Source organism: Streptomyces sp. NPDC002623 (assembly GCF_053592635.1).
Genome location: NZ_JBSFWB010000045.1, coordinates 42144 through 63874 on the forward strand (window position 1 = coordinate 42144; position 21731 = coordinate 63874).

The window sequence follows — 21731 nt, forward strand, 5'->3', positions numbered from 1 at the left end:
CACACGATCGGGTCGCCGTGACGTGCTCACCTGACGGCCACGTTTCCCGTGTCTCCAGGCATGACGCCCTCCTCCTACGGCCTGGCACTCGCGCCCGATGAGCGCTCGTCGCGCGGTGCCACAGTCGGGAACACGAGGACCGGCGTACGAGAGGAAGAGGCATGGCATCGCAGTGGAGCGCCTCGAAGGCGGAGTTCGAACGCGCGCGCCGGACTATCGGCGGTGGCCTCGCCTCCAGCGTGCGCGGCTCCTCGCGGCCCCACCAGATCTACTTCGAGTCCGGACGCGGCGCGCGGCTGGTCGACATCGAGGGCAACGGCTACGTCGACTACGCCCTCGGCTGGGGTCCGCTCCTCCTCGGACACGTCCACCCCCGGGTCACCGAGGTGATCCAGGCCCAGCTGGAGCGGGGAGTGCTCTTCGGCGGCGGCAACCGGCACGAGATCCGGGCCGCCGAGAAACTGCTGACCGCGATCGGCTGGGCGGACCGGCTGCTGTGGACCAACACCGGCACCGAGGCCGTCCAGATCTCGCTGCGGCTGGCCCGTGCCCGCACCGGCCGGGACATCGTCGTCAAGATCGGCGGCGGGTACCACGGCTGGCACGACACCGTCCTCGCCAGCTGCCGCGACTACGGCAAGGGCGGGGCCCCGGTCCCCCACTCGAAGGGGCAGCCCGCGTCCTCCGTGCAGGACCTGCGGGTCGCGCTCTACAACGACCTGTCCGTCGCCGAGACCCTCTTCACCGTCGAGCCGGGCCGGATCGCCGCGGTACTGGTCGACCCGACCTCGTCCAACACCGGATGCGTGGCACCCGCCCCGGGGTACCTGGAGGGCCTTCGGCGCCTGTGCGACGAGCACGGCGCGCTGCTGGTCTACGACGAGGTCGTCTCCGGCCTGCGGCTGGGACTCGCCGGCGCGGCGGGCCGGTTCGGCGTCGCCCCCGACCTCGCCGCGTACGGAAAGGCCATCGGCAGCGGCCTGGGAGCCGCGGCCGTGGCGGGCCGGGCGGACGTGATCGACCTGGTGACCCAGGGGGTCATGCACTCGGGCACGTTCAACGGCAACCCGCTGTCCACTGCGACGGTCGAGGTCACGCTGGACGTACTGAGCGAGGACGGGGTGTACCCACGGATCGGGGAGACGGCCCAGGCCCTCGCGGACGGCGTACGGGCCGCCGCAGCGGACGCCGGTCACACCCTCGCGGTCCACCATCTCGGCGCGACCGTCCTCGCCGCACCCGGGCTGTCCGCGATGACAGGACCCGACGACTACTTCGCGGCCGACTGGCGCTGGTGGAACGACCTTGTCGCCCCGGCGATGCTCGCCCGCGGCATCTACCTGCTCCCCAGCGGACGCCTCTTCCTGTCCACCGCACACGGCGCCGCGGAGGTCTCCGAGACCGTCGCCGCCTTCGCCGACGTGTTCGCCGAGGTCGGCTCCCCCGCCGTACCCCACGCCACCGCGGTCTGACCACCCGCGGTCTTTCCCCCCACGCCCTTCCCCATCCCGAAGAAACATCAGGAGGTCCCGATGGACATCGGCATGTTCTACGCGTACCAGCTCCCCGACACCAGCCCGGCCGACGGATTCGACTGGGACATGCAGACCATTCGCTGGGCGGAGGAGTACGGGATCGCCGAGGCGTGGTTCGCCGAGCACTTCGCCGTGGGCTGGGAGCGCTGGCCCGCACCCGAGCTGCACGTCGCCGCCGCCGCCCGGGAGACCTCGCGGCTGCGGCTGGGGACGGCCGCGAACCTGCTGCCGTACCACAACCCCGTGGCGCTCGCGTACCGGCTGATGTCGCTGGACCACATCACGCGCGGGCGGCTCATCGCCGGCTTCGGCGCCGGGGCCTACGAGGCGGACGCCCGGCTGTTCGGCACCGACCTGGCCGCGCAGAACCGCGAAATGCTGGAGGAGGGCCAGGAACTGATCCGGGCCATCTGGAAGAACAAGGGCGAGGGCCTGAAGATCGAGGGCAAGTACTTCTCCGTCGACGTGCCCCCCATGGACAACCCGCTGCTGCTCGGGAACCACTGGACGCCCTACCAGGAGGGCGGCCCGCGCGTGGCCGTCCCCGTGTTCTCGCCGAGGTCGTCGACACTGCGGCAGGCCGGCACCCGGGGCGACATCCCGATCAGCATCGCGTTCAACGACGAGTTCCTGGCCGGGCACTGGGAGGTCTACTCCGAGGGCGCAGCGAGCACGGGGCTGGTCGCAGACCGCCGGGACTGGCGGGTGCTGCGCGACGTCATCGTGGCCGACACCGACGAGAAGGCCCTGGAGCTGGCCCTGTCGACGGGGATCCGCCGACCGCTGGAGGAATGGGTCATCCCCTACCACATGAACGCGATCCTGGCGTCGTTGCCCGAGGGGTTCTCGGCGGAGGACATCACTCCCGAGTTCCTCATCCACGGGGCCTGGATCGTCGGTTCCCCCGAGACGGTCGTGGACAAGCTGGCCGCCGAATACGAGCGGTGCGGTGGCTACGGCACGTTGCTCGTCCAGAACTACGACTGTCACGCCGACCCCGAGGGCTTCCGCAGGCACCTGGAACTGCTGGGCACCGAGGTCGCCCCGGCGCTGACGGCGCGCGTCGGCGAGCTGACCTCCCCGATCTGACCACCACGGAACAACGACCGCAACGACGAAGGGAACTGTCATGGGTCTGCTGGACGGCAAGGTCGTACTGATCACCGGCGCGGGACGCGCTCAGGGGCGCGCGCACGCCGTGGTGTCGGCGCGTGAGGGCGCGGACGTCATCGTCACGGACATCGACGCGGACATCGCAACGGTGCCGTACGGGCTGGGCACCAAGGAGGACCTGGCCGAGACGGTCGGGCTGGTCGAGAAGCAGGGTCGGCGTGCGCTCGGCCTGGTCGCCGACGTGCGCTCTCAGCAGGCTCTCGACGACGCCGTCGCCCGGGGCATCGCCGAGTTCGGCAAGATCGACGCCCTGATCGCCAACGCCGGCATCGTCAGCCTGGGTCTGGTGCACGAGCTCACCGACCAGCAGTGGCAGGACATGCTCGACGTGAACCTGACCGGTGTGTGGCGGTCGGTCAAGGCGGTGCTGCCGCACATGATCGAGCAGCGCTCCGGTTCGATCGTGATGACCTCCTCGACCAACGGCGTGGACGCGGCGGAGTTGCACTCCCACTACACGACCACCAAGCACGGTGTGCTCGGCCTGATGAAGAGCGTCGGCATCGAGGGCGCGAAGCACGGCATCCGGTGTAACGCCATCAAGCCCGGCGCGATCCGGTCCGCCATGGTCGAGTTTCCGGCGATGCTCGACATGTTCGCCGGTCACGAGGGCGAGGGCACCCTCGACCACGTGGACCCGGCGGGCTATTACTACAACGCTCTGCCCCACGGGATGCTCGATCCCGAGGTCTGTGCGAACACGGCGGCGTACCTCAACTCCGACCTCGCCTCTGTCGTCACGGGTGCCTCTATTCCGGTGGACGCCGGGCACGCGCTGCTCCCCCGGCTCAACATGAACCCGGTCCGTCCCGAAGTGTGATCTGACGGTTCTACGCAGGCGGATCGGGCGTGACCGTGACAATCTGCCTCATCGGCGACACGGATTCCGTCGACTCCCGTCGTTCCGGAGGGTCTCGCCCTCCGCCTGCCCTCTCACCTCGCTCCACGCCCCACAGTCGCCCGACCCGAACCACCGCGCACCACCTCGAACGACAAGGTCTCCCCCCATGAACCTCAACAGTCACTTCACCCAATACCTCCAGAAACTCCCTCCGCCGAAGACCCGGGACCTGACTGTCGAGCGCGACCTACGCGTGCCTCTGCGGGACGGGGCTGTCCTCCTTGCCGATCGCTGGGGTCCCAAGTCCGGCGGTGACGCTCTGCCGGTGGCACTGATCCGTACTCCGTACGGCCGAGCGGGCACGCTCGCCCTGGGAGCGGCCAAGCCGCTGGTCGAGCGCGGCTTCCAGGCGGTGATCGTGAGCACGCGCGCCACCTTCGGCTCCGACGGCCCGTTCAACCCCTTCCTGTGCGAGCGCGAGGACGGTCTGGACACCCTGGACTGGGTGGTCAAGCAGCCCTGGTTCGGTGAGTCGATCGTCCTGGTCGGCGCCAGCTACGTCGGCTACACGCAGTGGTCGGTGGCCGACGCCGCGCCGCCCCAGGTCAAGGCCATGGTTCCGGTGGTGTCCAACGCCACCTTCACCATGCAGTTCAACCGCAAGGAAGGCTTCTCCCTGGAGACCCCGTTCACCTGGGGGGTCCAGGTCGAACGGCAGGAACGCCGGTTCGCCAACGTGCGCAACGCGTTCGAGGAGCGGGAGATCCTGCGCGCCATGCGCACCCTGCCGCTGAACCAGTCCGACGTCGGCCTGCTGGGCCACCGCAACGACTACATCCAGAACGTTCTCGCCCACGACGGCGACGCCCCGTTCTGGCAGCCGGCCGACCACGTCGACAAGGTCCCCGACATTACCGTGCCGGCGAGCCTGGTCGGCGGCTGGTACGACCTGTTCCTGCCGAACCAGCTGCGCGACTTCAAGACCCTGCGGGAGACCGGACAGTCCACCCCGCACCGGGTCACGATCGGCCCCTGGGCGCACTGGGCGCCGGCGATGGACGGGCTGGCCACCCGCGAGGCGCTGCAGTTCGGTTTGGCCCTCGCGCGGGGCGAACAGCCGCCGGAGCGCGCTCCCGTGCGTCTGTTCGTGATGGGTGAGGAGAAGTGGCGCGACTTCCCCGACTGGCCGCCCCCTGGATACGCGCCGCAGCGCCTCCACCTCCAGCCCGGCGGCGCCCTCGGCACCGACCTGCCCACCGAGTCGGCTGCGGACGGCTACCGCTACGACCCGGCCGACCCCACCCCCGCGGTCGGCGGCGTACGCATGTGGACCCTCCAGAAGTACGGCCGTGTGGACAACTCCAAGCTCGAGGCCCGGCCGGACGTACTGACCTATACGACTCCCGTCCTGGACAAGGACGTGGAGGTGATCGGCGAGGTGAGCGCGGAGATCTTCTTCCGCTCCAGCCTGCCGTACGCCGATGTGTTCGTCCGCCTGTGCGACGTGGACGAGAAGGGTCGCTCCAGGAACGTCTGCGACGGCTTGCTCAGCCTCACCGACGCCGACGACACGGTGTGTGCGACGGTGCAACTGTGGCCGACGGCCTACCGCTTCAAGAGCGGCCACCGCATCCGCGTCCAGGTCTCCAGCGGTGCCTTCCCCCGCTACAACCGCAACCTGGGCACCGGTGAGCCCACTGCCACAGCCACCACCCTCCGCGCGGCCGACCAGCAGGTCTTCCACGACCCGGCCCGCCCGTCGGCGATCGTGCTGCCGGTGCGGCAGACCCCGTGAAGCGGGATGAGCCGTCCAGGCCGAAGTACTGACGCAGTTCCGGTGGAACGAGTGCCGGATCCGGCTGGAAGCTCTCGATGAGCAGCCGGTCCGGTCCCTCGGCCATCGCGTACGTGGGCTCCCGCCGAACGTCCGTGACCGACACGCTCATCCTCCGCTGGTCATAGAGGTGGTCGCGACCGGTGCCGGCGCCGATCCGCAGCTGAAGACGCCCCGAACTCTTCCTCGGTCAATCGTCCAGGCAAGCCTTGATCATGCGGGCGAGCCGACGTCTGACGATCGCGTCGTCCCCGACGAAGCGCTCGTCGTTCTCCTTTCCCACGAGCACTCCGGTCCCGAAAAGACCGAAGCCCATGATGAGGGACTCGGGCAGGCCAATCTTGGCCTCGGACTCGGCGTCGTCCGCGAGCATGCCCTGGAAGGGCTCCCGAATCCTGGTCTCCAGCTCGCGGCGGAAAGAAGCCCGGTCCCATGACCAGGCCGTGCGAGCCCGGGCCGCCACCAGCTCGAACAGCGCGCGCTTGGAGACGAAGTACCGGTTGACCAGCGCCGGTGCGACACCCGCGTCGTCCGCGATCTCCTGGAGCGTCACATGGGCGAAGCCCCGTTCGGCGATCGTCGTGAAGCCGTGCGGAGTATGCCGTCGCGCGTCGCCGCAGAATCCTTGACGCGCTGCTTCTCACGGCCCTTCGAACGCGTCGCCCGCTTCGTCTCTCGTGAACCGGCCTCACCCATGTCGACGAGTCTGCCACACCCTTGATCACCGCACTGGCGAGAGAAGCCGTCGATGATTTCGCCAGTTGCCGCCATCTGTACCGCCCCCGATTTCACAAGCTCGGACATGTCCTAACCAGCTGACGAGAGCGCCTGCCGCGCGAGTAGCCGTGACAACGCGCGCAGGTCCGTGGACGGATCGGCGAGCACTTCGGCCGACACCGGCGCACCCGCGTCGAGGACGGCCTTGGCGGCCCGGACCGTCTTCGCCTCGTCGAGACCGCCCACGGCCACGAGGTGGTTCCCGCGGAGCCAGAAGGCGAGAAACCGTTCGGGCGCCGCGTGCGCTCTCGGCGGACGATCGCGCCCTCACCCGCTTCGTGGCCGCGGTGGTGGCCGGCCCGACGGTCCCGGACGAGGTGTTCGCACCGGTCAAGGAGCGGCTGTCCCCTCGGGAGATCGTCGAGGTGATGCAGGTGACCGGTTACTACTGGTCGTTCGGCCGGGTGTGCACCGTCCTCGAGATCGAGGTCGAGGCGGATCACGGCAACGCGGTGATCGAGGTGAGCCGGCGGCTCCAACTCGGAGCTTCCTGACCGGACGCACATCGTTTCCGCCCTGGAGCCGGCCCCCTTTCGGGAGCCGGCGGGTCGGTCACTGCTCCGGCTGGTCGTCGGTGTAGGTCGGTGCGACCGCCGGCTTGATCACGACCTGGCTCGGGTGGGCGGTGAGCAGCGGGTCGGTGACCGATGCGGGGGCGTCGGTTTCCACCACCACCCGGTCGCTCATTCCGTCGTAGCGGACAGAGACGCTGTGGTTGGTGGTCTCGGTGCTGGCACCCGCGATCTCCTCGACGGCGTCCGTCTGGATGTCCTGGATCTCGGCAAGGGTGAACTGGGGGCTCTTGGCGGTGGTGGGGGTGGGCCAGGAGTCCGGGACCTGCCCGTCCTCGTCGGTCCAGTCCGGCGGGGTCTGGAGGTCGTCGATGTCACCGCTGCAGTCCTCGGGGAAGATGAGGACGGGGCCGATCTCGGGGTCGTCGAACGCGGTGAGCGCGCAGTTGTAGTCGGCCAGGGCCTGGACCTGCTTCCACTGCACTTCCGTGGTGACGTCGTCGGCGCCGCCCGTCGGCGTCGCGGTCGTGGCCAGTGACTTGGCGACGGCGGTCTCGTGCGGGGCGCACTGGCCGGACGCCGCGGCGTCGCTCTCGACCACCAGCTTGTCCTCGTACTCGGAGACCAGGGAATCGGTGACCGATGACGGAGCGTCGGTCCGCGCCACCACCCGGTCGCTCATTCCGTCGTAGGAGATGTCGAGCCGGTAGTTGGTACCGCCGCCGTCCGTCGGCTGCACCGCCGTCATGACCGCGTCCTCGATGGTGGCGATGTCGGCGGCCGTGAACTGCGGGCTCTTCGCGGTCGTGGGCGTGGGCCAGGACGTGGGGGTCTGCCCGTACTCGTCGGTCCAGTCCGGCGGGGTCAGCAGGTCGTCGATGTCGCCCGCGTAGTCCTCGGGGAAGATGAGGACGGGGCCGATCTCGGGGTCCTGGAAGACCGCGATGGCCTGGTTGTAGGAGGCCAGGGCCTTCACCTGCGCCCACTCCTCCTCGGTCGCGTTGGCCCTGGTCCGCACCTCGGCGGCGTCCAACGCCCGGTCGTAGACACGGAAGTCCCGCATCCGGCCCTTGAAGTACAGGTCGTTGGAGTAGAGGGAGCGGCCGAGGTAGTCGGCGGTCGTGGTCCCGTTGCCGATGGAGCCCGGGGTGATGCTCACATCGGTCTTGCGGGCCTTCTCCACGCCGTTCTCGTAGAGGGTGCCGGTGGTGCTGGTCTGCGTGTAGGTCACGTGCTTCCACATGCCGCGCGCCAGCTGGTAGGTGCCGCTCGACGGCTGGATGTCCTGCTTGGCGGTGTAGTCGGTCAGCGACAGCGAGGTCCGGAAGGTGTTGCCGGTGGTGAACAGATAGCCGCTGCTGCCGCTGGTGTTCCCGAACCCGTAGAAGAAGTACGGCTTGCCCATGGTCGGATCGATCCACACGTCGAAGTCGACGGAGATCGAGTCGAGCCCGGTCATGATGTTGTCCGGCGCCTTGACGTAGGTGTTGGAGCCGTTGAAGGCCATCCCCTCGCCGGCCCAGCCGGTGGTGCCGTTGACGATGCCGTCGCGTCCGTTGCCCGAGGAGTCGTGGGCGACGGTGCCGGAGGTCTCGTCCAGCTTGTAGCGCAGGATCAGGCCGTCGGTGATGTCGGCCTGGGCGGGGGCGGCGGTCATCAGCGCCGTACCGGCGACCAGCGCCGCGGAGAGGGCCGCGACGGAGATCCGCCGTCGCGCCGGGAACAGGCCGGGGGCGGCTGCGCGCACCGTGCCGGCCGGAGTTCTTCTTCGCATGGTGTTTCCTTTCGAGGCAGTACGTTGCTGTCCGTTTCGAGGGCCGCGGTGCTCGCGGGCACCGAGGCCGCGGGAGGTCAGCCGCGGCCCTTCGATGTGCCCATGACGTACTGCGCGTACTGGATCGCCGTGTAGAGGACGATCGAGACGGCGTTGCCCCACGCGTCCCGTCGGTAGGCGGTGAGGGGCTGAGGGTCGCGGTGGCCCTGGGGGAATCCGAGGAGCCAGTTGAAGCGGACGCTCAGCGTGCCCCAGTTGTTCTCCTGCGAGACGAATCCCGGGTCGATGCGGTAGACCCCGTTGTTGCCCATGACCGTGGCGATGCTGTCCCGCAGGGGGCGCTGCCGGGCGGCTTCCGAGACCCACTGGGTCATCCTCAGCACTCCGCGTGCCATGTTCTGGTTGTTGTTCGAGTCGTAGAGGTACCAGGCCGCGCTGCTGATGGTGTCGCGGCTGATCGCCATGTACGAGCGGAGCTCGTTGGCCGCGGTCTGCATGCCGACGTAGTTCTCGTCGAACGAAGTACGCGCGGTACTGCTGGCGTTGCGCATGTTGCCGCTGTCCATGCGCTCGCGCTCCGCCTGCGGGACCGTGCGGTTGCCCATGTAGTGGTAGACGTTGTGCCGGTCCCACCAGCCCAGGATGTACAGGTCCGCGCGCCGCAGCTGAAGACGCACGAAGTTCGCGTTGCCCCACATCCGGACGTCCACCTGCACATACGCGTCGTGCGCGTCGCGCCCCTGGGGCCAGCTGGAACTACCGGGAAACAGCCGCGTGTCGGTGTGGTTCACCTGGAACGCGGTGCCCGCGCCGGGCACCAGGCTGGTCTGCCCGTCGTTGACGCGTGCGCGGAGGGTGTTGATGAAGTTGACGTAGTCGTAGCCGTCGTCGTCCCCGATCTTGAACATCGGGTTGTTGTCATTGGCGAGCGCGGGCTGCGCGCCGCCGATGGGGCCGACCAGCGTGGCAACCAGCGCCAGGACGATGGCGGCGAGGATGGCGATTCTTGTCCGGCGGGGCCTGGCGACGGTCCCGGAGACAAGGCTTGCGGACCCGCTCGCCGGGGCCGAGACGGCCGGCGAGGCCGGGCCACGGCCGAGGGCGGTCACCGCACGGGCGCGCAGCGTCCCGTCCGCAGTCTTTCTTCGCATGTCTTTCCCTTCACAGCGCTACGTTCACGCTGGACGACCCCGCGGTGTGCGAGGCCGTCGCGGCGGATGTCGGTGGAGGGAGCATTGCCGCGCGGTCGGCGGCGGCGCGATACGCACTTGTACCGAGGGGGGCCTGGCCAGTGGGTAGCCGAAGCCGGGCAATGGGTACGGGTACGGCACAGCAGTGGGTACCGAGCTACGGGACAGTGGGTACCTGGGTCGTGGACCACCAGGACGCGATCTGGGCCCGGGAGCCGAAGCCGAGCTTGCCCAGAATGTTCTGCACGTGCCGGTCGGCGGTCCGCCGCGACACCTTGAGCGTCGAGGCGATCTGCCGGTTGGTCAGGCCCTTGGCGACCAGCGCGGCGACTTCCCGCTCCCGCGGCGAGAGCGGCCCCGCGGCGATGGACGCCGTCGACTCGTGCACGGGGTCCAGAGCGTACCGAATGGCCCGGCCGGGGCTGTCGTGACGGCCACCCTCCGCAAGTGCCTGCGCGTACGCACCCAGCCCCAGAGCGTCCACGACCGCCTTCTCGCAGCGTGCGTGGTGTCCGGCCATGTGCGGGCCGAACGCGGAGATGGCGGTGCCGACGTACTTCCACAGTGCGTCGGCGGCACCCAGCAGCCGCGCCGACCACTCATGACCGCCCCCGGAGGCGGTGGCCCAGGCGAGCAGTTCCAGTGTCCGCGCGACCATCGTGTAGTCGTTGAACCCCGACATGCACTGCAGTGCGTACCTGGCCAGCGCCTTGGCCGACTCCCGGTCCCCGCGTTCCCAGGCGTTGTGGCCCAGTGCCGTCAGGACCAGCGCGCGTCCCCACCGTTCCCCGCTCGCTTCGAAGGCCTCGATCACCTGCCGGCAGGTCTTCACCGCGCCGGGGTCCCCGGCGTAGGCCTGGGAACATGCCAGTACGAGCAGCCAGGAGGTCGCCTCCGCCTCGCCGAGCGCCGCCAGATCGGTCCACGCCTCCTTGTACCGGGTGACGGCGTCCTGCGACCGTCCCCGGAACTCCGCCGACAGGCCACGGAAGCCGCGCATGAAGGCCAGCACCACCGGGTCGCCCACCTGCTCGCCGAGACCTTCGGCCTCGTCCAGCCACCGGTCGGCCGCCACCAGATCGCCCTGTGACTGCGCCACCCAGACGGCGGTGACGAGCGCCCGGGCCCGCACCACGGTGGGCTCGGGTGCCCCGGCCAGCGCGCGGTCCAGCTGCCGGCGTCCCTCGGTGAGGAATCCACCGACGCACCAGTGCAGCTGCAGCGCGTCGACCAGCTCCAGCCTGGCCTGGGAGTCGGTGTCGCGGTCCAGGGCCGCCAGCAGGTTGGTGTGCTCGACCCGCAGCCGGGTCAGGTCCTCCACCTGGGTGGGGCCGTACCAGCCCTCGGCGATGCCCCGGGCCAGGGTGAGGAAGAAGGCGCGATGCCGGTCCAGCAGCCTCTCCTCCTCCCCGGAGGCGGCAAGCCGCTCCCGCCCGTACTGCCGGATGGTCTCCAGCAGCCGGTAGCGCAGCGCACCCTCGGTCTCGGTGGTCAGGACGACGGACTGGACGACCAGACGGTCCAGGAGGTCCAGCACCTGGTCCTCCTCGATGCCGTCTCCCGCACAGACGCCCTCGACCGCGTCCAGCGCGAACCCGCCGGCGAAGACCGACAGTCTGTTCCACAGCAGGCGCTCGGCCGGTTCGCACAGCTCATAGCTCCAGCCGATGGCCCCGTGGAGCGTGCGCTGGTGGGGCAGCGCGGTCGGGCTGCCGCTCGTGAGCAGGCCGAAGAGGTCCTCCAGCCGGTCGACGACCTGCTTCACGGTGAGTGAGCGCAGCCGGGACGCGGCCAGCTCGATCGCGAGCGGCAGCCCGTCCAGTTCGGCGCACAGGCGGGTGACCTCGGCCCGGTTCGCGTCGCCGACCTGGAAGCCGGACCGGACCGCGGCGGCCCGGTCCCGCAGCAGGTCGGCCGCATCCTCGGGCGGCAGCGGGGAGACGGCGAAGACATGCTCGCCCGTGATCCCCAGCGTGTGGCGGCTGGTCGCCAGGATGTGCAGCTCGGGCGCGGCCGAGAGCAGGGTCTTCGCCAGCTCGGCGCAGGCACCGGCCAGGTGCTCGCAGTTGTCCAGCACCATCAGCGCCCGCCGCTCGGCCAGGAACCCGGCGAGTTGCTCCAGGCCGGGGCGGGGGCCCAGGTCCGGAACGCCCAGCGCCGACGCGGCCACGCCCGCCACCACCGACGGCTCCCGCACCGGGGCCAGGTCCACCAGCCACGCCCCGTCCGGGAAGGTCTTCGCCGAGTCGGCGGCGACCTCCAGTGCGAGGCGGGTCTTGCCGATCCCGCCGGACCCGGTGAGCGTGACCAACCGCGCCGTCCGCAGCAGACCGCAGACCCCGGCGACGTCCGACCGACGGCCGACGAAGCTGGCGAACGACGCGGGCAGGTTGCCCGCCCGCGACGCCTCGGTGGTCACGACTCTCGCCTCCCGACCGCCCCCGGGTGTGGCTCGTATCGCTGTCCAAGCGGCCTGGACAGCGATCAAACCAGTCTATTCCGGCAGCGGACGGTCTAGCACGAGGGATGAGAAGGGGTGCCCGTGCCGGCTGCTGGGGGCCGCTCTGTGAGGCGGCCCAGAGCACATCCCGGGTCGCGGAGGGGCGTACTAAGTCGCGGCGCCGCGGAACGGGAAGTCCGCGTACGAGCTTCGCGTCGCGAGGGTGACCGTGACCGGGCTCTGCGGGCTCAGTACCAGCGGGTTCCCGCCGGAGATGGTCAGCCGGACGCGGTGTCCGGCCTCGACGCGCCAGTGCTCGGGCCACACCTCGAAGTCGAAGGCGGTCTGCACTCCCGGGGTGATCGTGTTCGGGGACCGGTCCGACAACCGGTGGCTCGCCAGCAGGAACCCCTGGCTCATCCGGGTCTCGGAACCGTCGGGGCCGACATCGATGACCTGTGCATAGAAGTTCGCGTTCCTGGCGCTCAGCTTCGCCATCAGATGCAGGCGCACCGAACCGGCGAGCACCTTGTCCGACGTCATGGCCGTCGACGTGAACGACACCGAGGTGTTCGGGAACAGGATCGAGCCGGACTGGTTGTACGACACCTCACCCGCAGCCCCCTCCGTCGCTGCCAAACGGCCCCCGACGTTGAGATAGAGGCGCTCGTCCCGGACATCGGCGGGCGGCCAGTCGGCCAGTTGCTGCCAGCCCGACCCCGTGCCGACCGGCCCTTCGTAGGTGGTGAACCGCGACTCCGGGAGGGGCGCCGAGGAGTCCTCCTTCAGCCAGTGATCCCACCAGGCCAGCAGCGCGCCGGGCGGGATCGCGTCGTGCGACGCACATGTCAGGGGCGTACACCCCTGGTAGTCATAGAGGTAGGTGTGCTTCCACGGGCCGTACGTCATCCAGGTATGGGACTTCAGCGCTTCGTAGTTCGCGATCATCGACTTCTGGAAGTACATGTCCTGCCATCCGCCGGCGGCCAGGATGGGCACCTTGATGTCGTCGTACTTGGTACTGACGGCGATCTGGTCCCAGAAGTCGTCCTGGTTCGGGTGCGACTTCCACAACGCCCATTCCCGTGCGGAGTTGATGCGCAAGCCGCTGTAGAGCTGCGCGTCCAGCGGCCAGCCGTTGAGTGCACCGGCAACGGTCGCCCCCGGCGTCGCCCAGATACCACCGGGGTAGGGGTTGTCGGAGTAGAAGTTGTCCTGGGCCTGTTGCGGGGCGATGGCGACCAGGTGCGGTGGTTGCAGGGCCGCCACTCGGTAGGAGGTGAATCCTCCGTAGCTCTCGCCCTGCTGCCCTATTCTCCCGTCCGACCAGGACTGAGCGGCGAACCACTCGATCAGGTCGTAGTTGTCCCTCGTCTCTTCGGGCGAGTTGATCTGCGTCCAGGTGCCACTCGAGTCGCCGGTCCCGCGGATGTTGCAGACGATCACGTTGTAGCCCCGCTGCGCGAAGTATCTGCCCTGCAGCGAGAAGAGGATGCCGCGGAACGCGTAGTACGGGGTGTACTCGGCGACGATGCCGGGGAAGCGTCCCGACGCCGGGGTGACGCCATGCCCTGGCCGGTACAGGTCGCAGCCGAGGTTCACCCCGGAGTCCCGGGTCGGGACCGTCACATGCGTGGTGATCGCGTCGTACTCGGCCGGGCGGTCATAGCTCCAGTACGCGGGCGTACCGCTCAGCTGGTCGCTCTCGGTCTCGGCGGCGGCCGGGACCGCGCCCAGGGAACCCACCAGCAGCAGCGCGCCGACCAGGATGGACGTTCTACGGCGCATCATGACACCCCTGATCTCAGGTCGGCGGCGAGCTGCTCGACCGCGGTCCGGCAGGACCGGCCGCAGCCGATGATGTTGGCGAAGCCGTGGACGAGCCCCGGGTAGAACCGTTCGGCCACCGTGTGGCCCGCCGACCGGAGCAGTTCGGCGTAGTCGTTCTCCTCGTCCCGGAGCGGGTCGAACCCGGCGATGGCGATGACCGCCGGGGCGAGGCCCTCCGGGAACGCCGTGCGAAAGCCCACGGAGTGCCCGGGGTCACGGAGGTCCTGGCCGCCGAGGTACTGCGTCTCCAGGAAGGTCTGCTCCTCCTTGTCCAGCATGTAGCCGTCGCCGAAGGACTTGCGGCTGGGGCCGGAGTCACCGATCCGGGTGGCCGGGTAGATCAGCAGTTGCAGCCGCAGCGGGAGGCCTTCCTCGGCGGCGCGGATCGCGGTGAGCGCCGCGAGCGACCCGCCGGCGGAGTCCCCGCCGACCGCGACGCGCGCGGGGTTCGCTCCGAGTTCGGCGGCGTGTTCATGGGCCCATCGCAGCGCGGCCCAGGCGTCGTTCGGCCCGGCCGGATACGGATGCTCGGGGGCGAGACGGTAGTCCACCGAGAGCACGCGTACGCCGGACTGCTCGGCGAGGAACCGGCACAGCGGGTCGTACGCCTCCAGGTCCCCCAGCGCCCACCCGCCGCCGTGGAAGAAGACGAGGAGTCCGTCGTCGGAGCCTGGCGATGCCCGGGGGACGTAGAGCCGGGCCGGCAACGGGCCCTCGGCGCCGTCCACCGAGAGATCGCGGGTACTGCCTATCGGCTGCCGTCCGCCCACGGTCTCCATCTCCGCGCGCATACTGCGGCGCCGCTCTTCGAGCGAAGGCCGCTCCGCGGCGCCGCCCGCCAGCTTCTGGAGCCGCAGGATGACCTGGATGTCCACGTCGAGCGTGTTGTCGTCGATGACGACGGGGCGGCCCGCGATGACTCGCAACATCGGTCGCGGCAGGCCCAACAGCGTGCGGAGCGCGCCCGCTTCGATGGGTCGCGCCAGACCGGGCGGACTCGTGGTGCTGGTCTCGGTCACCTGGAATGCTCCGTTCAGAGGTCAGAAGGTTGGCTGATGCCCGCGGACCACCGAGCCCCTGGCAGCTACGCCGCCAAGGGCCGGACGCGGTGTGAACGGTCGTCGCCGGATGCCGGCGACGACCTCACGGATATGGCCCGGGCGCCGTCGCGCCCACGCCCTTCCACCTGCGCTGTCCCCCCGCTCGTACCGAAGCCCGTCAGCAGCCGATCAGGTACCCCCGGCCCCGCCGTGACGGCTCACGGTCCTCATGAGACGCCGGCCTCCTGCGGACCCGTGCCGAGGCCGACAGGCTTCCGATCCGTCGCGGGCTGTGCAAGCGCGCGGCCCACCAGCTCGACCGGTCCGTGCTTCTCCGCGCGGCGCCGGCCCCGGGGAAGCTCACACGTCCGCATCTGCCGCTCGTAGTGGTAGTAGTCGATCTGCTGGGTGTGCCGGGGCTTGTCGGAGAAGCTGCCGCCGTACAACTGGGCGTCGGCGGTGATCACCCGTTCCATCTCCTCGACGACCGGCGGGCGGTAGGTCCCCGCGAGATAGCGGGCGAGGAGTCGCACCTGGCTCTCGATGAACGGGAACAGCGTGGGCAGCGCCTGCCCGAAGCCGACGAAGACGAGGTCGTCCAATCCCGGCTTCAACATCCGCTTGTAGAGCGGCAGTTTGTTGCCGGGGGCGCTGAGGAACTCCGGGTCGAAGAAGGGGAAGCTGATGTTGTACCCGGTCGCGTAGATGATCACGTCGATCTGCGCGCTGGTGCCGTCGACGAAGTGCACGGTGTCGCCGTCGAGGCGCTCGACGTCCGGCTTGACCCGGGCGTCGCCCGCGCCGAGCCGCGCGAGCAGGTCGTTGGAGAGCGTCGCGTGCGCCTCCAGGAAGTGGTGGTCGGGCGTCGGGAGCCCGTAGCGTTCCGGCTTTCCGGCGATGAGGCGCGGCGCGTAACGGAGAGCCTTGCGCTGCCAGGCGAGCGGGATGCCGGGGAGGGTCGGCGCGATCTGGTCGATCGGCCGCCCGAAGACGTATTTGGGCATGACCCAGGCGCCGGACCGGGTCGACAGGATCACGTCGTTGCGGAAGATCTTCTGGGAGATCTCGCTGACGACGTCGGCGGCGCTGTTGCCGATGCCGACGACCAGGACCCGCTTGTCGCGGAGGTCGAGCGGAGCGGTGGGCTCGATGTAGTGGTGGGAGTGGATCGTCTCCCCGTCGAACGTGCCGGGGAAGTCGGGATACCGCGGGTCCCAGTGGTGGCCGTTGCCCACCACGAGGGCGTCGAACCTCCGGAGCTTCCCGTCCTGGGTCTCCAGCTCCCAGCCACCGCCGTCGAGATGCTCGGCGTGGACGACACCGTTCTGGAAATGGATGCGCTCCTTGAGCCCGAAGTGGGCGGCGTAGTCCTCCAGGTACTGGTGGATCTGGGTGTGGTGCGGGAAGTCGGGAAAGTGGCCGGGGATGGGAAAGTCCCGGAAGGAGACGCGCTCCTTCGAGGTGTCGATGTGGAGCGACCGGTAGGCGCTGGAGTGCCCGTTGGGGTTCCCGAAGGCCCAGTTGCCGCCGATCCGGTCGGAGGTCTCGAAGCACTCGTACGGGATGTCGTAGTCGGCGAGGTTCTTGCCGGCGGTCAGACCGCTGACCCCGGCCCCGATGATCGCGGTGGTGGGGCGGTTCGTCATGATGCGCTCCTCGTCCCCGGACGGGTGTTCCCGCCCGTGGCCGGGGACGGCTGGTGGGCTTCGGTGTCCGGCCCGAAGCGCCGGGTGAGGAAGGCGATCTGGTCGCGGAGCACCTTCGCGTGCCACGGGCCGCCCGGATAGACGTCGAAGTGATCGCACGGGTAGTGGTGGACCTGCGCCCTGGCCCTGCTCGCGGTGCGGACCGCGGGCCCGGGAGGGGCGGTCTGGTCCTCGTCGGCGATCTGGAAGAGCACCGGGGCGGTGATCCGCTTCGCGAACCGCGCGGGCCGCTGCAGACAGACCCCCACCAGCGCGGCGGCCGGCACACTGTTCGTCCAGTCCGGGCCCGCGACCTCGCGGAAGACCTTCGCCGCCCCCGGAGCGGTGAAGACGGCGATCTGATCGGGTTCGCCGACGATCGGCACGCGCACGCGCCGTCGGCCGATACGTGCGGCGACGATGTCGGCCCACACCAGCGCGTTGGTGCGCAGGGAGTAGCCGGTGGCGCCCCCGCGGCGCATCTGCACGAGCGCGGCGGCCAGTTCGTCCGTGGCCGGGGTGAGGGCGATGGCCCCGGCGAGCCGCTGGTCCTCCGCCGCCAGTCTGACCACGTACCCACCGGACATGGCGAGGCCCCACACCACGATGCGGTCGGGATCGATGCCCGGCAGGGTGCGCGCGTACGCGATGGCCGCCCGGTAGTCGTCGAGCTGCCGCCCCACCACGAGCTCGCCCCGGGGTTCCCCGGGGCTCGCCCCGAATCCCCGGTAGTCGAAGGCGAGGGCCGCGAATCCCGCCACGGCGAACGCGGCGGCGAACGTGTCGAGTCCGGAGGAACGGGTTCCGCCGAACGCGTGCCCGAGGATGACGCAGGGTGTGCCCGATCCGGTCCGGGGTGTGTCGGCCGGGGGGCGGTGCAGTTGGCCGGTGCACGTGCCGTCACCGGCGGGGAACTGATGGATCTCGGTACTCATGGAAGGACCTCCAAGGCCGGTACGGCTTGGTGAACTTGGTGGAGGGGCCCGTCGGCTCCGGCTTTGGTGGGGCGGCGGCCGGCCAGGCGGTCACAACGCCTGGCCGGCCGCGGTGCGTGCCGCCCGCGGAGGAAGTCAGGACTCGGTGGTGGGAGAGGTCGTCACCCGTCCGCTGTCTCCGCGGCCCGTTCGTCCGCGGCCCAGCGGCCCAGCGTCAGCTTGTCGACCTTCCCGACGGGCAGCCTGGGGAGATCGTCGAGGTGCCGCAGTCGCTTGGGGACCTTGTAGTTCGCGAGCCGTCCGGCGGCGAACTCGCGCAGCTGATCGAGGTCGACGTCACCGACGACGTACCCGACGCCGACCTCGCCGTAGACGGGATCGGCGACGCCGACCACCGCTGCCTGGACGACCTCCGGATGTGCCTCCAGCGCCTCCTCGATCTCGCGCGGGTAGACGTTGTAGCCCCCGGACTTGAACATCTCGCGCAGCCGTCCGACCAGTCGGAGATTGCCGTCGGCGAGACGGACCGCCTGGTCACCCGTGCGCAGGAAGCCCTGTTCGTCGAAGGCCTCGCGGGTGGCCTCGGGGCGGCCCAGGTAGCCGGCGAAGTTCGTGTGGGAGCGCACACGCAGCTCGCCCGGTTCGTCCTCGGCAGCGTCCTTCCCGTCCTCGGTGACCACCCGGATCTCGAACTCCGGTACCGGTCGTCCGATCGTCGTGGCCAGGGTCTCCGCCGTGTCGCCGGCCTGGCTGTAGGTGACCGATCCCGTGGTCTCGGTCATCCCGAAGCAGGTGCTCACCGGTGCCACCTGCCGCAGCGTGCGCACCAGCTCGGCCGGCGCCGCCGCGCCGCTGAACACGATCCGCTCGACACTGGTCAGATCGCAGGTCGACCACTCCGGTGTCTGGATCGCGTACAGCAGCATCGTCGGTACGCCGACGATGTGGGTCAGCCGGTGCTCGGCGACCGTGCGCAGCATCGCACCGGGGTTGTACTGCTCCGCGGGGTACACGGTCCCGCCCGCGACGAGCACGGAGCACGCCACGTCGCCGAGCCATGCCACGTGGTTGATCGGGAACGCGTTGTGGACGCGGGGCGGGGTGTCGGTGTTCCACTGCTCGTCCATCACGAGGGCGCAGTCGATGAGCCCGGCGTGAGTGATCAGGGCCCCCTTGGGTGCCCCCGTGGAGCCGCTCGTGTACACCAGCGCCGCCGGTTCGTCCCGTCGTACGGCCGCCCGGACCTCGGCGAGTTGCTCGTACGGGATCTCGTCCCCGGCGGCCAGGAAGCCAGGGTTCCCCGGCTCGACCAGCGCGCGCACGGACTCCGCCCCGGCCTCCAGCGACCGGAGCTTCTCCCACTGGTCGGGGTCCTCGGTCAGACCCAGCAGGAGGACGGGCTCGGCGTCACCGACGACATAGCGCAGCTCGTCCAGGGTGTACTTGGGGTTGAGCCCGAGCCAGACGGCGCCGATGCCCGATGCCGCGAGGAACGTGACCAGCACGTCGGTGCGCGAGTTCCCCAGGGCGGCCACCCGGTCGCCGGGTGCGACACCGGCGTGGAGCAGGGCGCGGGCCCAGCTGTCGACCTGGGCGCTCAGCTGGGAGTACGTGAGCTGCGAGCCGTCCTCCGAGACGAGCGCCGGGCGCTGGGGATGGGTCACTGCGCCATGGGCGGTGTAGGCGTCGATGCGGTCCAGCCGCGGGTGTCGAGGGGTCATGCGGGTGAGGCCTCCTTCGGTGTTCCCGCCGAGAAGCCCGGCTCAGACGGCGGTGTCGACGTGGCGGGGGGCGAGGCCGAGCCGCTGGGCGTTCCCCGAGAGGGCCGCCTCGACCGTCTTCTCGCGCAGACCGCTGGCGCGCCACTCGTCGGCGCCCTTCGCGATCGGTTGCACGGGCCAGTCGCTGGCGAACAGGACCTGGCTGCGCAGCACGTTGTCGATCAGATGACTCAACGGCTGCCAGCCCGCACCGGGGTGGGTGAGGTAGCGCGGTGCGAGGCCGCCGAAGTCGAGCAGGAGATTGGGGTGGCGGCGGGCGACGGCGGCGAGTTCCGCGGTCCACGGCCAGCTGGCGTGACCGGCGACCAGTTTCAGGTCCGGCAGGTCGACCAGGACGCGGTCGAGCAGCAGGGGCCGCTCCCCCGCCATCTCGTGCGCGCGCGAGTAGTTGATGCCGGTGTGGATGAAGACGATCAGGCCGAGTTCGAGTGCCTTGGCGTAGACCGGGTACAGCCGCCGGTCGTCGATCGCCATGTCGAAGAAGGCCGGTTGGACGCTCACGCCCACGAGCCCGAGTTCGGCGATCCGGTCGAGCTGACGCAGCGCCCGGGGCACCTCCATCCGCTGCTGGGAGACCGTGCCGACGCCGGTCAGCCGCTCGGGGTGCTCGGCCACGAGGTCGGCGACCGCCTCGTTGAGGGCGTCCGCCGGGTCACCCCACTCGTACTCCGCGTGCACCACCGCGCACGCGTCGGCGAGCTTCAGCTCCGCCAGCAGTTCGTCGACACCGGCGAACGCGGTATCGACGACGCCGAGGGCCGCCTGGTACCCGGCGACCAGCCCCTCGGGCGGCGGGACGTCCTGGTGGGGGCGCCTGTCCTGGGGGAGGCGCACACGCGCATCGATGATCATGAAACACTCCTTCGGCGGTCGGCCACCTCGTCGAGAGACGCGGGTTCCGTCGGCGCGGCCGGCGGGAGGTCGGCCACCCTCAGCCTCCGGCTCCCCCGGCGTGCTCCGACTATGAGCAGAGACATGTCGACCACGTGATCGACGATGCTGTCGAGCGAGCGCTCGCCGTCCGGGCGGTACCAGCGCATCACCCCGGTGCACAGGTCCAGCAGATGCAGGCGCGTGAGGTGCGGGTCGTCGAGGGTGAAGATCCCGGTCTGCCGGCCTGCCTCGAGCACCGACTGCCAGACCTCCTCGTAGCGGTCCCGGAGTGCGACGACGTCCTTGCGCACCTCGGTCGGCAGTGACCGCACCTCGCCGTCGACGACCGCGCAGGTGAGCGGGCTGAGGGCGTGCACCGTCGTGTGCATCCGCACCAGGGAGGCGAGCTGGACCGCCGGGTCGTCGGAGTCCGCGACCGCCGTCCCGCCGCGTTCGAGCAGGCTGCCCAGGCCCCGGAGCATGATGTCGCGGAGCAGGTCGTCCTTGGTCCCGACGTAGTGGTAGAGCGTCGAGGTGGTGATACCGACGTCGCGGGCGAGATCGCGAATTCCCGTACCCGCGAATCCCTTCGCCGCGAACAGACGGACGGCGGCGTCACGGATGTTGGTCTCGGTTGTCATCGCTCTCCTCGATACCGATCGATCGATCGATCGGGTCGAATTTAAGCCGCCGTTCACGACGCGTCAAGAGTCCCCCGGAAAATGCCGACCGACCGGGTCGGCCACAGGGAAGCCGCCCCTCGATCCCGGGCTGTCCAACGCCGAACCGGCCCGCGGCAGCTTCGTCACCCGGCAGTCCATGAACGTCGTCCTGCGCGGCCTGCAGGACGCCGGCCTGATCACCCGCCCGGCCACCACCGACCACGGCCGCGCCCTGCCCGCCCACCTCACCGAGGTGGGCCACCACCGCCTCACCGCGGCACGCTCCGTCGTCTACGCCATCGACCGGCGGATGACCGACACCCTGCCGCCCGAACCCCTCTCCGTCCTTCTCGCCGACCTGGACCGGATGGCGGAGACGCTTGGCGGGTGAACCGGTACGCAGCCCGATGAGCCGGAGCGGGATCACTGTTGACGGTGGCCGGCATACAGCCAGGTGGGTGCCGGAACCACTGGTGGCGTTCAGATCCCCCGGGGCCGAGCGCGACCATGGCCCCACCCCGGAGCCGCTCCCCCATGTCGTGCGCCCTCGCGGAACTGCGCGGCGAGTTCGCTGCGGGAACGGATGTCGAACTGGGCGTAGACGTGTGTCAGGTGGTACTGGACCGCCTTGGCGGTCGGCCCCGCCGGGCGGGAGGCGCGCGAGGCGCTACTGGCCCACTTCCGGAAGTCGGTTCTGCCAGGAAGCGAGCAACGGGGGTCAGGCTCCGGTCTGACGCAGGGGCGAGACCGAAGGGCGGACGGGTGCCGGCGCCGGCCGGGGGTTCTCGCGGGGCGGCCCGGAGGTCGCGCCGGCCCGCAGGGCCAGTTCCAGCTCGAAACGGGTCTCCG

General features: G+C 70.1%; 16 protein-coding genes and 2 pseudogenes. 6 read left to right on the forward strand and 12 right to left on the reverse strand.

Annotation, left to right across the window (positions count from 1 at the left end; genetic code table 11):
• Positions 1–161 precede the first annotated feature (161 nt).
• The 4 genes from ACWD4O_RS42670 to ACWD4O_RS42685 all read left to right on the forward strand — a co-directional run bounded on the left by ACWD4O_RS42670 (position 162) and on the right by ACWD4O_RS42685 (position 5344).
• Positions 162–1472 (forward strand): aspartate aminotransferase family protein, encoded by a 1311-nt coding sequence (locus ACWD4O_RS42670; protein WP_451288438.1) that lies wholly within the window; start codon positions 162–164, stop codon positions 1470–1472.
• 60 nt (positions 1473–1532) lie between these two features.
• Entirely contained in the window at positions 1533–2624 is a 1092-nt protein-coding gene (locus ACWD4O_RS42675) for an LLM class flavin-dependent oxidoreductase (RefSeq protein ID WP_451288439.1), read from the forward strand.
• 40 nt (positions 2625–2664) lie between these two features.
• Positions 2665–3528: a mycofactocin-coupled SDR family oxidoreductase gene (locus ACWD4O_RS42680; protein ID WP_451288440.1), complete on the forward strand. Its 864-nt coding sequence runs from the start codon at positions 2665–2667 to the stop codon at positions 3526–3528.
• Positions 3529–3715: 187 nt separating this feature from the next.
• Entirely contained in the window at positions 3716–5344 is a 1629-nt protein-coding gene (locus tag ACWD4O_RS42685; protein ID WP_451288441.1) for a CocE/NonD family hydrolase, read from the forward strand.
• 229 nt (positions 5345–5573) lie between these two features.
• Here ACWD4O_RS42685 and ACWD4O_RS42690 read toward each other — a convergent pair whose 3' ends face one another.
• Together ACWD4O_RS42690 and ACWD4O_RS42695 are read right to left on the reverse strand one after the other, a co-directional pair.
• Positions 5574–5960, reverse strand: a complete 387-nt coding sequence (locus ACWD4O_RS42690) for a helix-turn-helix domain-containing protein (protein ID WP_451288455.1) — start codon at positions 5958–5960, stop codon at positions 5574–5576.
• 230 nt (positions 5961–6190) lie between these two features.
• Positions 6191–6397: pseudogene (locus ACWD4O_RS42695) on the reverse strand (oxidoreductase C-terminal domain-containing protein); the annotation flags it as partial.
• A 41-nt stretch (positions 6398–6438) separates the two neighbouring features.
• Here ACWD4O_RS42695 and ACWD4O_RS42700 point away from each other — a divergent pair.
• The gene (locus tag ACWD4O_RS42700; protein ID WP_451288442.1) at positions 6439–6654 is read left to right on the forward strand and encodes a hypothetical protein; all 216 of its coding nucleotides are present in this window, start codon (positions 6439–6441) and stop codon (positions 6652–6654) included.
• A 58-nt stretch (positions 6655–6712) separates the two neighbouring features.
• Here ACWD4O_RS42700 and ACWD4O_RS42705 read toward each other — a convergent pair whose 3' ends face one another.
• The 10 genes from ACWD4O_RS42705 to ACWD4O_RS42750 form a co-directional block, all read right to left on the reverse strand.
• Positions 6713–8446, reverse strand: coding sequence for a LamG domain-containing protein (locus ACWD4O_RS42705; protein ID WP_451288443.1), 1734 nt, complete (start codon positions 8444–8446; stop codon positions 6713–6715).
• Positions 8447–8523: 77 nt separating this feature from the next.
• Positions 8524–9597, reverse strand: a complete 1074-nt coding sequence (locus ACWD4O_RS42710) for a ribosome-inactivating family protein (RefSeq protein ID WP_451288444.1) — start codon at positions 9595–9597, stop codon at positions 8524–8526.
• Between the two features lie 196 nt (positions 9598–9793).
• A complete protein-coding gene (locus ACWD4O_RS42715) occupies positions 9794–12055 on the reverse strand; it encodes an ATP-binding protein (RefSeq protein WP_451288445.1) in 2262 nt (753 codons plus the stop codon).
• 189 nt (positions 12056–12244) lie between these two features.
• Entirely contained in the window at positions 12245–13867 is a 1623-nt protein-coding gene (locus ACWD4O_RS42720) for a CocE/NonD family hydrolase (RefSeq protein WP_451288446.1), read from the reverse strand.
• Positions 13864–14925 carry an alpha/beta hydrolase gene (locus ACWD4O_RS42725; RefSeq protein WP_451288447.1) on the reverse strand — a complete coding sequence of 354 codons (1062 nt, stop codon included), beginning with the start codon at positions 14923–14925 and terminating at the stop codon, positions 13864–13866. The genes ACWD4O_RS42720 and ACWD4O_RS42725 overlap by 4 nt, the downstream gene beginning before the upstream one ends.
• Positions 14926–15173: 248 nt before the next feature.
• Entirely contained in the window at positions 15174–16592 is a 1419-nt protein-coding gene (locus tag ACWD4O_RS42730; RefSeq protein ID WP_451288448.1) for a flavin-containing monooxygenase, read from the reverse strand.
• Positions 16589–17566, reverse strand: a complete 978-nt coding sequence (locus ACWD4O_RS42735) for an alpha/beta hydrolase (protein WP_451288449.1) — start codon at positions 17564–17566, stop codon at positions 16589–16591. The genes ACWD4O_RS42730 and ACWD4O_RS42735 overlap by 4 nt, the downstream gene beginning before the upstream one ends.
• Positions 17567–17727: 161 nt before the next feature.
• Positions 17728–19287 (reverse strand): class I adenylate-forming enzyme family protein, encoded by a 1560-nt coding sequence (locus tag ACWD4O_RS42740; RefSeq protein ID WP_451288450.1) that lies wholly within the window; start codon positions 19285–19287, stop codon positions 17728–17730.
• Positions 19288–19329: 42 nt separating this feature from the next.
• On the reverse strand, positions 19330–20199 hold the full coding sequence (locus tag ACWD4O_RS42745) for an amidohydrolase family protein (protein WP_451288451.1): 870 nt from the start codon (positions 20197–20199) through the stop codon (positions 19330–19332).
• A complete protein-coding gene (locus tag ACWD4O_RS42750; protein WP_451288452.1) occupies positions 20196–20861 on the reverse strand; it encodes a TetR/AcrR family transcriptional regulator in 666 nt (221 codons plus the stop codon). The genes ACWD4O_RS42745 and ACWD4O_RS42750 overlap by 4 nt, the downstream gene beginning before the upstream one ends.
• Before the next feature lie 124 nt (positions 20862–20985).
• On the opposite strand from ACWD4O_RS42750, the pseudogene ACWD4O_RS42755 reads away from it, so the two are divergent.
• Positions 20986–21273 (forward strand): annotated as a pseudogene (locus ACWD4O_RS42755) (MarR family winged helix-turn-helix transcriptional regulator); the annotation flags it as partial.
• Positions 21274–21731 lie beyond the last annotated feature (458 nt).